This is a genomic window from Marinomonas sp. GJ51-14, assembly GCF_055808695.1.
In genome coordinates this window covers 487,427-501,030 of the sequence record NZ_CM147879.1, presented here as the reverse complement: position 1 = coordinate 501,030, position 13,604 = coordinate 487,427, and the positions used below count along the sequence as shown (strand labels likewise).

The 13,604-nt window shown below is 42.5% G+C and carries 9 protein-coding genes; 5 read left to right on the top strand and 4 right to left on the bottom strand.

Annotation, left to right across the window (positions count from 1 at the left end):
- Positions 1 to 9: 9 nt before the first annotated feature.
- Positions 10 to 1,065, bottom strand: coding sequence for a sugar phosphate isomerase/epimerase family protein (locus tag AC0L3Y_RS02450; protein ID WP_473468318.1), 1,056 nt, complete (start codon positions 1,063 to 1,065; stop codon positions 10 to 12).
- A 529-nt stretch (positions 1,066 to 1,594) separates the two neighbouring features.
- On the opposite strand from AC0L3Y_RS02450, the gene xylF reads away from it, so the two are divergent.
- The 5 genes from xylF (at position 1,595) to AC0L3Y_RS02425 (ending at position 8,220) form a co-directional block, all read left to right on the top strand.
- The gene (gene xylF / locus AC0L3Y_RS02445; RefSeq protein ID WP_473468315.1) at positions 1,595 to 2,596 is read left to right on the top strand and encodes a D-xylose ABC transporter substrate-binding protein; all 1,002 of its coding nucleotides are present in this window, start codon (positions 1,595 to 1,597) and stop codon (positions 2,594 to 2,596) included.
- Between the two features lie 58 nt (positions 2,597 to 2,654).
- Entirely contained in the window at positions 2,655 to 4,184 is a 1,530-nt protein-coding gene (locus AC0L3Y_RS02440) for a xylose ABC transporter ATP-binding protein (protein ID WP_473468313.1), read from the top strand.
- Complete coding sequence (locus tag AC0L3Y_RS02435; protein ID WP_473468310.1) at positions 4,177 to 5,307, top strand: sugar ABC transporter permease; 1,131 nt, start codon at positions 4,177 to 4,179, stop codon at positions 5,305 to 5,307. The genes AC0L3Y_RS02440 and AC0L3Y_RS02435 overlap by 8 nt, the downstream gene beginning before the upstream one ends.
- A 40-nt stretch (positions 5,308 to 5,347) precedes the next feature.
- Positions 5,348 to 6,796: a xylulokinase gene (gene xylB / locus AC0L3Y_RS02430; RefSeq protein ID WP_473468307.1), complete on the top strand. Its 1,449-nt coding sequence runs from the start codon at positions 5,348 to 5,350 to the stop codon at positions 6,794 to 6,796.
- Between the two features lie 224 nt (positions 6,797 to 7,020).
- Positions 7,021 to 8,220 (top strand): XylR family transcriptional regulator, encoded by a 1,200-nt coding sequence (locus tag AC0L3Y_RS02425; protein ID WP_473468304.1) that lies wholly within the window; start codon positions 7,021 to 7,023, stop codon positions 8,218 to 8,220.
- A gap of 81 nt (positions 8,221 to 8,301) precedes the next feature.
- On the opposite strand, the gene xylA is transcribed toward AC0L3Y_RS02425, so the two are convergent.
- From xylA to AC0L3Y_RS02410, 3 genes are all read right to left on the bottom strand, one after another.
- A complete protein-coding gene (gene xylA / locus AC0L3Y_RS02420) occupies positions 8,302 to 9,621 on the bottom strand; it encodes a xylose isomerase (protein WP_473468299.1) in 1,320 nt (439 codons plus the stop codon).
- Between the two features lie 291 nt (positions 9,622 to 9,912).
- Positions 9,913 to 11,403 (bottom strand): mannitol dehydrogenase family protein, encoded by a 1,491-nt coding sequence (locus AC0L3Y_RS02415; RefSeq protein WP_473468298.1) that lies wholly within the window; start codon positions 11,401 to 11,403, stop codon positions 9,913 to 9,915.
- A 17-nt stretch (positions 11,404 to 11,420) separates the two neighbouring features.
- Positions 11,421 to 13,124, bottom strand: a complete 1,704-nt coding sequence (locus tag AC0L3Y_RS02410; RefSeq protein ID WP_473468294.1) for a purine-cytosine permease family protein — start codon at positions 13,122 to 13,124, stop codon at positions 11,421 to 11,423.
- Positions 13,125 to 13,604 lie beyond the last annotated feature (480 nt).

The window sequence follows — 13,604 nt, the reverse complement described above, 5'->3', positions numbered from 1 at the left end:
ATCTTCTCCTTAACTTAACCCTAAAATACGACGGTTCATGGCATCATCAACACCACTGCTGGCAAAGTCATCAAAGGCACGTTCGGTCACTCGAATTAAATGATCATTAACGAACTTTACGCCTTCTTCCGCGCCCGCTTCAGGATGCTTCATACAGCATTCCCACTCGATAACAGCCCAACCTCCGAAGTCGTATTGGGTGAGTTTGGAAAAGATTGCTTTGAAATCCACTTGACCGTCGCCTAAAGAGCGAAAGCGTCCAGCCCGATCAATCCAGTTTTGATAGCCACCGTAAACGCCTTGTTTACCAGTAGGGTTAAATTCCGCATCTTTCACATGGAACATCTTGATACGCTCATGATAGATGTCGATAAACTGTAAATAATCGAGTTGTTGCAATACAAAGTGAGAAGGGTCAAACAGAATATTGGCCCGTGGATGATGGTTAGTGGCTTCAAGAAATAAATCGAAGGTGGCACCGTCGTGTAAATCTTCACCTGGATGGATTTCGTAGCAGACGTTTACACCGCAGCGATCAAACTCATCTAGAATCGGTAGCCAGCGTTTTGCCAGCTCTTTAAAGCCTGCTTCAACTAAACCAGCAGGGCGTTGTGGCCAAGGGTATAAATAAGGCCAAAGTAATGCGCCAGAAAAGGTAACGTGATTGGTGAGACCTAAATTTTTAGACGCTTGAGCTGATTTTAGTAATTGATCAACGGCCCACTTTTGGCGTGCATCTGGATTGCCTTTAACGTGGTCAGGAGCAAAACCATCAAACATATCGTCATAAGCTGAATGAACGGCAACCAGCTGACCTTGTAGGTGAGTAGATAGTTCAGTGACGACCATACCGTGTTTAGCAAGTGTGTCCTGAATATATTGACAATAATCTAGATCATTTGCTGCGCGATCTAGATCAAATAAGCGTTGATCCCATGTTGGAATCTGTACACCTTTAAAGCCTATGCTAGCAGCCCATTCTATGATGTTTTCAAAATTGTTGAATGGTGCTTCATCACCTGCAAATTGTGCAAGGAACAAAGCTGGACCTTTTAATGCCTGCATAATATTACCCCCATATTTATTTTTATTTGAGTGGTTTAATATTTTTTGTAATCGATTACATTTAATTTCGTAAAAAAAGACTTCTCTAAAAGTCTTTTGCATGAATCTTGTTCGAGTATAGTGATTTTAATAACCAAGTAAATGTATTTACCCCATGAAACGTGGCATTTTAAATGTAATAAAATGATTTCCTTTACATTTTTGAAGACTTTTTTATGATTTTTGGTTTCGTTATAAAATCTTGTAAATGGTTAGTTTTTCATGAGCTTAGATTCTGAAGGAGGGCTTATTAATAACTTTCTATGGTGGCATTAATTATCTTTTTTCGTTTTTTGATGAATTATGGTTATTAAGTTTTTAATGATCATTAATATGATTAGCTGCCACTTATCTAGGTTGTATTGTTGGCTTTATAAAAAACGCCACACATAAACAAAAAAAGATAATACCGCTTCTTCGCTCATCGATTTAAATTCTTCTTACTCCACTTGGAGATCGTTCACTTAATAAAAATAACAAGGAATGAAAAATGAAAAAAATCCTTTCTATGACTTTACTTGCAACACTTTGCGCAACGACATCTCTTCCTGCTTTGGCGGACGGTGAAAAAATTGGTTTGTTGATGTCAGATTTGCGCTTAGAGCGCTGGCAAAAAGACCGCGACCTTTTTACTGAGGCAGCGGAAGCCATGGGTGCAAAAGTCTATACGCAATCAGCAAATGGTAATGTAGTCACTCAAATATCCCAAATCGAAAACATGATTTCTCGCGGTGTTGACGTTTTGGTGATTGTGCCTGAAAACGGCGAAGTACTAGGTAATGTTTTGGCCGAAGCGAAAGCGGAAGGTATCAAAGTATTGGCTTATGACCGATTGATCAAATTTGCAGATATCGATCTATATGTTTCTTTTGACAATATTCGTGTGGGTGAGATGCAAGCTGAAGCCTTGCTTAAACGTAAGCCTAAAGGCAACTACTTTTTAATGGGTGGTTCGCCGACTGATAACAATGCAAAAATGTTCCGTCAAGGCCAGATGAATGTGCTTCAACCAGCTATTGATGCGAGACATATTAATATCGTAGGTGATCAATGGGCAATGGGCTGGTCTGCTGAAGCGGCATTGAATATCATGGAAAATGGTCTAACTGCGAATGCTAATAAGATCGATGCTGTGGTTGCTTCAAATGATTCAACGGCGGGTGGTGCGATTCAAGCACTGGCTGCACAAGGACTGAGCGGCAAGGTAGTTATTTCTGGTCAAGATGCGGATCTTGCAGCGATGCGCCGTATTGTCGCTGGTACGCAAACCATGACAGTGTATAAACCTATTTCGACACTGGCAAAAACCAGCGCTGAAATGGCTGTTAAATTAGCTCGTGGTGAAAAGATCAAGATTGACGGTCATGTTAATAACGGTGAAAAAGACGTTGGTGCTGTTCTTCTTACGCCTATTTCGGTTAATAAAGATAACTTAGATTCAACCGTTATTGCTGACGGGTATCACACACGTAACGCTGTTTACAATCCTTAGTTCATTCCTATGAATGGCGCTCGCTAGAGCGCCATTTGTTTTTCATAGAGGTGTAAATATGAAGCAACCATTATTGGACATGCGTGGGATTGTAAAAAGCTTCTCCGGTGTTCGTGCATTAAATGGCGTTAGTATTCAGCTTGATCCGGGTGAGGCCTTATCTATTTGTGGCGAAAATGGCTCTGGTAAGTCGACCTTGATGAAGGTGCTCAGTGGCGTTTGGCCTTTTGGTTCATATGAAGGCGAAATTTACTTTGAGGGAAACTTAGTCAAGGCATCAAGCATTAGAGATACCGAAGCGCTTGGGATAGTCATTATTCATCAGGAATTGGCACTCGTAAAAGAGATGACTGTCTTAGAAAATATTTTTCTTGGTAATGAAATTGGCTCTTTTGCAAGGCTCAATGACGAGGAAATGCATCGTCGTACTTCAGAGTTATTAGCGCGAGTGAAACTGGATGTGTTGCCAGATACGCCCATTAGAGATCTTGGTGTAGGTCAGCAGCAATTGGTTGAGATTGCTAAAGCCTTAAACAAAAACGTTAAGCTATTGATATTGGATGAACCAACGTCTTCTCTAACCACCACAGAAATTGAAATTTTATTGAATATTGTCAGCGAGCTGAAGCAGCAAGGTATCGCCTGTATTTATATTTCTCACAAATTGGAAGAAGTGTTGGCTTTATCAAATTGGGTAACCGTTATTCGTGACGGGGATCATATTGATACTCGGTCGGCTGAAAACCTAACGCAAAATGACATCATTAGCATGATGGTAGGGCGAGAGTTAGACGAGCTATTTCCACGAGAAGAGCATGATATCGGAGATGTCGTGCTGAAAGTAAGTCATGCTACTGCGACACAAGCTGGTGCGACACGAGCTCAAGTGGAAGATGTCAGTTTCGAGCTCCGTCAGGGGGAGATTCTTGGTATCGCTGGGTTAATTGGCTCTGGGCGAACAGAGCTAATGCAATGCCTTTATGGTTCTTATGATGGCAACTATGAGGCAGAGATCGAATTACAGGGAGAGTCTTTAACGATTCGCTCTCAACGCACAGCATTAGAGGCTGGTATTGCCATGGTGCCAGAAGACCGAAAACGTCATGGTATTGTGCCGATTATGAGCGTCGGGCGAAATATTACCTTGTCTGTTTTGAATCAATATTCTTCGTGGTTCGGTGCAATCAATGAAGATAAAGAAAGTCAGGATATCGATCACTATATTGCACAACTGAAAGTCAAAACAGCGTCTTCTGAGCTGTCTATTAAAAATCTGAGTGGTGGCAATCAACAGAAAGCCATCATCGCCAAATGTTTATTAACTCATCCCAAAATTTTGATATTAGACGAACCAACTCGAGGTATCGATGTGGGTGCTAAATACGAAATTTATAAGCTAATGTTTGCGCTCGTGAAACAAGGTATGTCAATCATCATGGTGTCGTCTGAATTGTCCGAAGTCATTGGTATCAGTGACCGAGTTTTGGTAATGCACGAAGGACATCTAAAAGGTCAGTTTGATCATCAAGGTTTGACCCAAGAAATGATTATGAATTGCGCGATCAAAGAGGATACAGCGAATGTTTAAAACAATAAAAACTAGTCAACTACAACTGTTTGCCATGTTGGCCGCTATGTTGTTAATCGTCGTTTTCTTTTCTGTTGCGACGGATGGGGCCTTTGTGTCACCACGAAATATTTCTAACCTGATTCGTCAAACAGCCATTGTCGGTGTGTTGGCGATAGGTATGGTGTTCGTCATTATCAGTGCTGAAATTGATTTGTCTGTTGGTTCCATGATGGGGTTATTAGGTGGCATCGCGGCGATTTTGGATGTTTGGTTCCACTTTCCCATTTTGTTAACTGTCTTGGTCACCGTTGTTGCAGGTTTAGTGCTTGGTTTGTTTAACGGTTGGTGGGTAGCGTATCAAAAAGTACCGTCGTTTATCGTGACCTTGGCTGGTATGTTGGCGTTTCGTGGCATCTTGGTTGGTTTGACTGATGGTGCGACTGTTGCACCAACCTCGAGTTCACTTGCCATTGTAGGGCAAAGTTATATTCCTTCTGGTTGGGGGATTAGTGTTGTGGCTTTGTTGTGTCTTGGTCTAGTGGCGCGCGTTTATACTCGTCGTCAAGCAAGACAAAAGCACGGGGTAGAAAACCAGTCTGCTAAATTTGAATACGCTAAAGCGACGATTGCGGTTTCTGTTCTGTTAGGTTTGTTATTTATTCTGGAAAGCTATCGAGGTATTCCAACGCCAATTTTGATTATGGGGGGGCTGATTTTAGTGGCGACATACGTAGCAAAACGAACATCATTTGGCCGTCGAGTTTACGCCATTGGTGGCAATATCGAAGCGACTCGTATGTCGGGTGTAAATGTTGAACGAACTAAAATGTTGGTGTTCGGTTTCAATGGCATGATGGTCGCTGTTGCCGCATTGATTCTAACGTCTCGTCTTGGTGCCGGCTCTCCTGCAGCCGGTAATATGGCTGAACTGGATGCAATTGCCGCGTGTGTTATTGGTGGAACCAGTTTGGCTGGCGGTGTCGGTGCGGTATTTGGTGCCATTATAGGGGCATTGATCATGGCGAGTTTGGATAATGGTATGAGTATGTTGGATGTGCCGACTTTCTGGCAGTTGATTGTCAAAGGCATGATTTTATTACTTGCTGTTTGGTTGGATGTGAAGACCAAAAGAGCGCAGTAAGACGATATTTCTTCATGAAAAATTATATAAAGGTTGTTTTATGTATATCGGAATAGATCTTGGTACATCTGGTGTAAAGGTTATTCTTATGGATGACAATGGACAAGTTGTGGCGAGCTGTACATCTCCTTTGTCAGTGTCACGTCCTTTCGACCTTTGGTCGGAGCAAAATCCAGAAGACTGGTGGCAAGCGACGGATTTGGCCATGTTGCAGTTATCCGCAGAGAATGACTTAAAAAACGTTAAAGCCATCGGCTTATCAGGGCAAATGCATGGCGCAACCTTACTAGGCAAACAGGGTCAAGTATTGCGTCCTGCAATTCTTTGGAATGATGGCCGCTCCCATGAAGAATGTGCATTGTTGCAAAGACGCTGCCCAGAAGTGCAATCCATAACTGGAAATTTGGTTATGCCCGGTTTCACGGCTCCAAAACTATTATGGGTTAAGGAGCATGAACCAGATGTTTTTGCGCAAATCGATAAAGTGTTGCTACCAAAAGATTATCTGCGTTTTCGGATGACAGGTGAATTCGCGACTGATATTTCTGATGCTTCAGGCACGCTTTGGTTGAATATGGCACAACGAGCTTGGAGCGACACTATGTTGCAAGCAACGGGATTGAATGAACAACAAATGCCGAAGGTTTATGAAGGATCAGAAATCACTGGTGTGATTTCTGATCCTTTGGCAAAACACTGGTCTATGTCAGTTATACCTGTGGTTGCTGGCGGTGGAGATAATGCAGCGGGTGCCGTTGGCATGGGTATTATTAAGTCAGAAGAGACCATGTTGTCTCTTGGTACTTCTGGTGTCATTTTTTCTGTGAGTGATGGTTTTACAGCTAATCCTTCCGTTGCCTTACATAGCTTTGGTCATGCTATTCCTAATACATGGCATACTATGTCAGTGATGTTGAGCGCCGCTAGTTGTATCGATTGGGTAACCAAATTGACGCAATTTAGTAATGTGGAAACCGCTTTATTGGCTGCAGAAAATAGAGTGGATCATGCTGGTAATGTGATCTTTTTACCTTATTTAAGTGGTGAAAGGACTCCCCATAATGATGCTAATGCGAAGGGTGTATTTTGGGGGATGACCCATGACACTTCGCCAGCAGATCTTGTGCAGGCAGTACTAGAAGGGGTGAGCTTTGCTTTGCTTGATGGTTTGGATGCGGTTCGCTCGGCTCAGGATATCAATAATAGTATTGATGTGATTGGTGGCGGTGCTAAAAGTACCTATTGGTTACAGTTATTGGCTGATGTGTTTGCTGTTCCTATGGATTACCGTGAAGGTGGCGAAGTTGGACCCGCCTTAGGAGCTGCCCGATTAGCCGCTATTGGCAACAAAGGTCAGGACACAGTGAATGATATTTGTGTGAAGCCCCAGTTGATTAAACGCTATCAACCAAACTCGGAAAAATCAGCTTACTACGCAAAAAAACGAGAACGTTTTCACGATTTATACCAAAGATTAAAAGGTCTTTAATCATTAAAAGCGGTACTTATAGGTTTATACGTGCCGCTTTTAATGGTCTTTTTTCTCTCTTCTTCGTTCGTGTTTTATTAACTTTATTCTTCTTTGGGTTATCTGTGTTTTCCAATATTACGTTTTTTATTATTTTATTTCTGATTTTTACGATTCATTAGGACGCTTGAGTGTTCAAAGGTTATGATCTTCAAGGCAATAATAAAAATTAGAGACGTCTTTGTATGTTTGAAAAACGCTACCGACTAAACCTAGTCTTCAATGCTAATAAGGTTTATGACCGACAAGTGATTGAAGGTATTGGTGAATACCTACAGGCCGCTCAATGTGATTGGGATGTGTATTTTGAAGATGATTTTCGCTCTCGATTAGATGGCCTTAGTCATTGGAAAGGTGATGGCATTATTGCCGATTTTGATAACCCAGAAGTGGAAACCCTTTTAAGAAATACCGATATTCCAACCGTCGCGGTTGGCGGTTCTTATCATCACAAGAATGACTATCCTCGTTTACCCTATGTTGCGACAGATAACGCTGCGCTAGTGAAATGTGCCTATGAACATTTAAAGCGAAAGGGGCTACCTAGATTCGCCTTTTATGGTGTGCCAAGTACTGAGTATAGTCGTTGGGCAAGTGAGCGTGAGCGTGCTTTTACGGAGCAAGTTAGTTCTGATGGTTTTGAACCCCATGTTCACCAAGGTCTGTTTACCACGGCTGAACTTTGGGAAACGGCTCAACAAGATTTAGAAAACTGGTTGCAAGATTTACCAAAACCAATAGGCATTGTTGCCGTTACAGACTCCCGTGCGCGTCATCTATTACAAGCCTGTGACCATTTAAACATCATGGTGCCGGAACAGGTTGCTATTGTTGGGATCGACAACGAAAACATGGCGAGATACTTGAACCGAACAGCATTGTCTTCTGTTGCCCAAGGCAGCAAGCAAATGGGTTATGAGGCTGCAAAAATCCTACATCGCATGTTGCTTGGTTACCCAGTAGAAGACTCGCTGGTGGTGGTTGATCCGATTGGAGTTGAGGAAAGACAGTCTTCGGATTATCGTGCGTTGCGCGATCCTTATGTGATTCAAGCTATGCACTTTATTCGTCATAATGCTTGCCGTGGTGTGAAAGTTGCTCAAGTTGTGGATTACATCGGTATTTCTAGAACCAACCTAGAAACCCGTTTTATCGATGAAATAGGCTGTTCCATGCATGAACAATTGCACATGACTAAGTTCTATCGTGCTTGTGAATTGATCACTTCGACCAATCTTCCCTTTGACGAAATCGCCCGCACTTGCGGTTATCCTTCCGTCCAATACATGTACACAGTATCACGTAAAAATCTTGGGATGACGCCAGGGGAGTATCGAGTGTCATCTCGACTTGGCAAAGAAAGCAACGAACAAATGCAACATTAAAAAAAACACAAGTCAGTTTTTACTGGCTTGTGCTTTTTTGTTTTAGAGTTTGTTCTATTATTTATTTATTTATTTATTTATTTATTTATAGATAAAACCGTTTACTATATTTTCTAGCATTTCTTGACGACCAGAAACGGCTTTTGGATCAAGGTTATTACTCTCAGCGTAAGCAGCAAGATCTTGGAGAGAGTGTTTACCCGCGAGAATATCCATACCCAGAGGCTCATTCCATTTTGCATAACGCTGATCTACCAATTTCGACAAGCTTTCAGATTCGATCATTTTTACTGCGCGCTCTAATGACAACGCCAAAGTATCCATAGCGCCGATATGGCCATGGAAAAGGTCTTCAAGATCCATAGATTGACGACGCAGCTTGGTATCAAACATGTAACCGCCGTTTTGGAAACCGCCGTTTTTCAATATTTCATAAGTAACAAGCGTATATTCTTCAACACTCGTAGGGAACTGATCTGTGTCCCAACCTAACTGTGCATCCCCTTGGTTAGCATCTACGGAACCGAGAAGGCCTAGTGAGCAAGCCGTTGCGATTTCGTGATGGAAGCTATGGCCCGCAAGTGTAGCGTGATTGGCTTCGATATTAACCTTGATTTCTTTCTCAAGACCAAACTCTTTTAAGAAACCGTATACCGTTGCGGTATCGTAATCGTATTGATGCTTAGTTGGTTCCGCTGGTTTTGGTTCGATCAACAGAGTACCTTCAAAACCGATTTTGTATTTGTGTTCAACCACCATTTGCATGAAGCGACCAAGCTGAGCGCGTTCACGTTTTAGGTCGGTATTTAGTAAGGTTTCATAGCCTTCACGACCGCCCCATAAAACATAGTTTTGACCACCTAGTTTTTTGGTGGCATTCATCGCATGGAATACCTGAGTGGCTGCGTAGGTGAAGATTTCTGGGTTTGGATTAGAGGCTGCACCAGACATGTATCTTGGATTGGAAAATGCATTGGCGGTTCCCCATAGAAGCTTAACGCCAGTGGCTTCTTGTTTCTCTTGAAGCACATCAACCATTTGTGAAAAATTATTAATGTATTCTTTGAGTGAGCTGCCTTCTGGGCTGACATCGACATCGTGAAAACTGTAATAAGAGATGCCCAGTTTTGTGAAAAATTCAAAAGCCGCGTCGGCTTTCATCTTCGCCGCTTCCATTTCGGATGCCGCTTTGTACCAAGGGCGATCAAAAGTGTTGGCACCAAATACATCACTGCCTTGCCAGCAGAAGTTATGCCAATAGCAGGCCGCCATTCTTAAATGTTCTGCCATGGTTTTGCCCATTAGCACTTTATTCGCATCGTAATGTTTGAAAGCAAAAGGGTTGTTGGAGTTTACGCCTTCGTATTTTACAAACGGCACCGTCTTAAAAAAATCGCTCATATTAGAACTCCTGATTGTTGTTATTTTTGTCATAATGAATCATTGTTTTTTTAAGCGATTGCTTCAATTACGAAATTTCTTGAGGGGGTTATTGATTTTATTGATAGTTAGTTGAAAGCAGTTAAATTGAGTAAGTAGATAACGGGTAATGTATTTTTTGTATGAGTTGTTATAAGTCTGTTTTGGTCTTAAAAAAGCCCAACAAACTCTTATCAAAAGCGTTTATTTAGCTTTCAATAAGGAGTCGTTGGGCTTTTTAATAACCTAAACTAAGATGATTGATCGTTAGGTTTATTTCTCGATCAATGCTCCCATTAGTTGCGCAATGTTTGGGTTTGCATAAAGCGCATCAAGCTGGCGAGTGTATTCACTTGTGAATTCATCCGTTTGAGCCAATTCACCAAAGATGTCATCAAGTTTCAGGAAGGACAGTTTGTCTTTCGCTGTGTTTGCTGCAGCTTCGTGCAATTCGGCTTTCATTGCGTCAACGATGTCGAGCGCGACGCCATTTTTGTCAGTGCCTTTGTCTGAGTAATAACACCAAGCCGCGATGACCAAAGCGGCGTATTTTACGCTACCGCCTTTTTTAAGGTTTTCTGCGATGGTTGGAATTAAGAAAGTCGGCAATTTTGCTGAGCTTTCTAGACAAATGCGCGCTAGATTATCTTTCACATTTGGGTTACCAAAACGTGTGATTAGCGTGCTTTTGTACTCTTCCAAGTCAATGCCTTCAACTGGCGCTAGAACCGGAGTGGCTTCAACGTCCATGAATTGACGTAAGTAAGTTGCGAACAATGGATCCGCGATACAGCCGTCAATTGTTTGGTGACCGTGAATGGAACCCAACAAACCTAAAACAGAGTGGCCTGCGTTTAGAAGGCGAATCTTCATGGTTTCGTAAGGCGTTACGTCAGGCACAAATTGCGCACCAACACTTTCCCATTCTGGGCGACCATTTGAGAATGTGTCTTCAATGACCCATTGGTGGAATGGTTCGCAAACAACAGGCCAAGCATCATCGACACCGGCGTCTTTTAGTGTTGCGATATCAGCAGGCATTGTGACTGGCGTAATGCGGTCTACCATGGCATTCGGGAAGCGAACTTCTGCTTCGATCCACGTTGCTAAGTCAGAATCCTGTTTACGAGCAAATGCCAATAGCATTTTGCGTGTCATGTCACCGTTGTGCTGGATGTTGTCGCAAGACTGAACGGTAAAAGCTGGCAAACCTGCATCACGACGTTTTTTCAATGCAGCAGTCAAGTAACCGAACACCATTTTTGGTGTAGTTGGATTGGCTAGATCGTGCTGAACGTCAGGATGGTCAAAGTCGAATTCATTGGTTACAGGGTTAAAGTGGTAGCCACCTTCTGTGATCGTCAATGAGACTATTTTGGTTTCTTCGTTTGCCATTTTGTTAATCACAGCAGAAGAATCATCACTTGCCAACATGAAATCAATGATTGAACCAATCACTCGATTTTCTATTTGTCCGTCAGGGTGTTTGACGATCAAGGTATAAAGATAATCTTGCTGTTTAAGAACATCACCGATTTTACGGTCAGCTTCACGTAAGCCAACACCGCAAATGCCCCATTCTGTTGATTGGGTGTTTGCTAAAAGCTCATCTGTGTAATAAGCCTCGTGAGATCGGTGAAATCCACCTACTCCAATGTGCACGATTCCAGCCTTGAGTTTGCTTCTGTCGTAAGTCGGACGAACGAAAGACTCTGGCAAGTGCGGTAGGTTACTTTGATTCAATGCTATGAATGTTGTCATCATGATTCTCGAATGATTAATTACGCTTGTAGCGCTTTTTTTCGACGCAATACCCAATAAGCCGCTACAAAGTAGACGACGGTACTGATAAAGCCATAAAAATAGAAAGTGTCACGGTTTTCTAAATACGCTGCCATGTCAGAACTGCTAAACATGGTGATGGAAGCAAGGGCTAGAGTGACACCTAAGCTAAGCCAAGCCGTGATTTTTAGCACCGTAGACAATAGAGAGTTGTCTTCTACTATTGGACCTTCTTCTTCTGCTTGCTGTTTGTGGAAAGCCTCGACCAGCTTGTTGTGTTCTGCCATTTCCGCTTTTTCTTCTGGGTATTTTTTATCGGCGCCGTAGCGTTTCGCAAGTAAGGTATAAACAACAATAGTCACAACCCAAGTAGGTAAGAATAGGTAGTAAAATGAGATCACATCAAGCGCGTTCAAGCCAAAGCCAAACACTAGACCAATAGCCCAAGACGCAACCGCTGGCGTGCTGTGAGTTAGCTTTTGGTAACTTACCCAGTAACGGCTGAAGCCAATTCTTGGGAAGATAACGTGTTCTGCAAAAACGATTGCACCAACAGGAACAACTAACAAACCTGCGTAAGTTAGTAGCGGCAAAATCTTACTGAAAACGAATGGGAAACACGCCACGATAACAGTCACAACACCGACAGCTAAGGTTGTTTGTCTCCTTGAGTACCGGTGAAAAATGCCTTGTGCGGCCAAACCCGCGCGATACAAGTTTGCGTTTGCTGTTGTCCAACCTGCAATGATGACAATCACAAAACCTGAAAGGCCAAGTGCTTGGAAAGCAACATCACCTGGGTCCAACTCAATGATGGATTTTTTAACCAAAACAGCTGTACCTGCACCCATGATGCCGGCAGAAATCCAAGCAATAAAGTGACCGAAAAGCATGCCCGAGCTGGTTGAAAGACCGTAAATTGGCTTCTTCGCGTAACGCAGTAATGCCATATCGATTAAGCCAAAGTGCGTAATGGTGTTCGCAGCCCATGCAAAACCAATGACTTCAAGAAGGCCAATACCGGGATTGCCTTGAGCGTTTATACCAGTCCAAATGGACTCATCACCAATGGTTATAAAGTCCTTAAAACTATGCAGTGATGTGGTGTTCAAAACAGAATCAGCAAGGGCTGGCATCATTACAAGTGCGCCAGAAGCAAACATCACAAATAACCAAGGTCCACAAATACTAGAAAATTCAGATACCGCTTTAAAACCATACATGGCAACAAACACCACCACGACACCGACCGCTAAAACAACCAAGACAAACAAGACGTTTGTTGGGTACCAGTCTAGCTGAGCAGGTATATTGAATGCATACCGAACAGCAGTACTAGAAACGGTAATCATCGCCGCGGATATGACTGTAAATATCACCACGTTGGCCCAGTTGTAGAGCTTGGTCATGGACTTGCCAGCAATTTTATCCAGATAGGTATAAAGGCTTAGGCGTGTTTGTGTGGCAATCGGTGCAGTGATCAGCGTCCAGCTTAAAATAGCGAGAATATTACCGATCAAAAGGCCGAGCAATATGTCCATTGTCTTTGCGCCTAATGCAACAAAGGTCGCACCGATAACAAATTCAGTTGCAGCAACATGTTCACCGGCGTACAGACCTAAAAAGTGCTTCCATCCATGGCGCTTATGCTTTGCGATTGGCAGCTGCTCCTCGCTGATATTGTCTAGTTGTTTGAAGTTCATCTTATTATCTCGTTGTTTTTTACCATGGGTTAATTGGTAGGGATATATCCCTGGCAACTTCGAAAAGAGCCTCTAACGTGCGCATTCAACTTGTTGAATAACAAGGTGAATGCATTTCAACTTTTAGACGTAACGTTTTGGTTATTTCGTTTAAGCTATGTAAAGCAAGATTCTGTAGAGTCATGACATTTATAAAAGCGAACATGATGTCGAGTATGAGAGACACGGTAGTACAGAGCACAAAACTTAGACTGGAGTGCAAAATGGAAATACCGAACAACAAGTCGTTGAACAGCCTATGGCTGAACATAGAAAGCTCAGTAAAAATTGTCATTTTCATTATGAAATCAGTTCTCTAAAAATGAATAAGAACGCATATAAATGAGTAACAAAACCATCACGAAAAGTGACTGAACGCCGGCCTAATTACTTTTCAAACGGAAGGGATTCTTGTGTTTGAATGTTTGCAGGCGTCTATTT

Excerpts from the sequence above, each read along its gene's own strand:
- AC0L3Y_RS02450 (WP_473468318.1), bottom strand. The coding sequence starts at position 1,065 with ATGCAGGCATTAAAAGGTCCAGCTTTGTTCCTTGCACAATTTGCAGGT.
- AC0L3Y_RS02425 (WP_473468304.1), top strand. The coding sequence starts at position 7,021 with ATGTTTGAAAAACGCTACCGACTAAACCTAGTCTTCAATGCTAATAAG.
- AC0L3Y_RS02435 (WP_473468310.1), top strand. The coding sequence starts at position 4,177 with ATGTTTAAAACAATAAAAACTAGTCAACTACAACTGTTTGCCATGTTG.
- AC0L3Y_RS02440 (WP_473468313.1), top strand. The coding sequence starts at position 2,655 with ATGAAGCAACCATTATTGGACATGCGTGGGATTGTAAAAAGCTTCTCC.
- xylB (WP_473468307.1), top strand. The coding sequence starts at position 5,348 with ATGTATATCGGAATAGATCTTGGTACATCTGGTGTAAAGGTTATTCTT.
- xylA (WP_473468299.1), bottom strand. The coding sequence starts at position 9,621 with ATGAGCGATTTTTTTAAGACGGTGCCGTTTGTAAAATACGAAGGCGTA.
- AC0L3Y_RS02410 (WP_473468294.1), bottom strand. The coding sequence starts at position 13,124 with ATGAACTTCAAACAACTAGACAATATCAGCGAGGAGCAGCTGCCAATC.
- xylF (WP_473468315.1), top strand. The coding sequence starts at position 1,595 with ATGAAAAAAATCCTTTCTATGACTTTACTTGCAACACTTTGCGCAACG.
- AC0L3Y_RS02415 (WP_473468298.1), bottom strand. The coding sequence starts at position 11,403 with ATGATGACAACATTCATAGCATTGAATCAAAGTAACCTACCGCACTTG.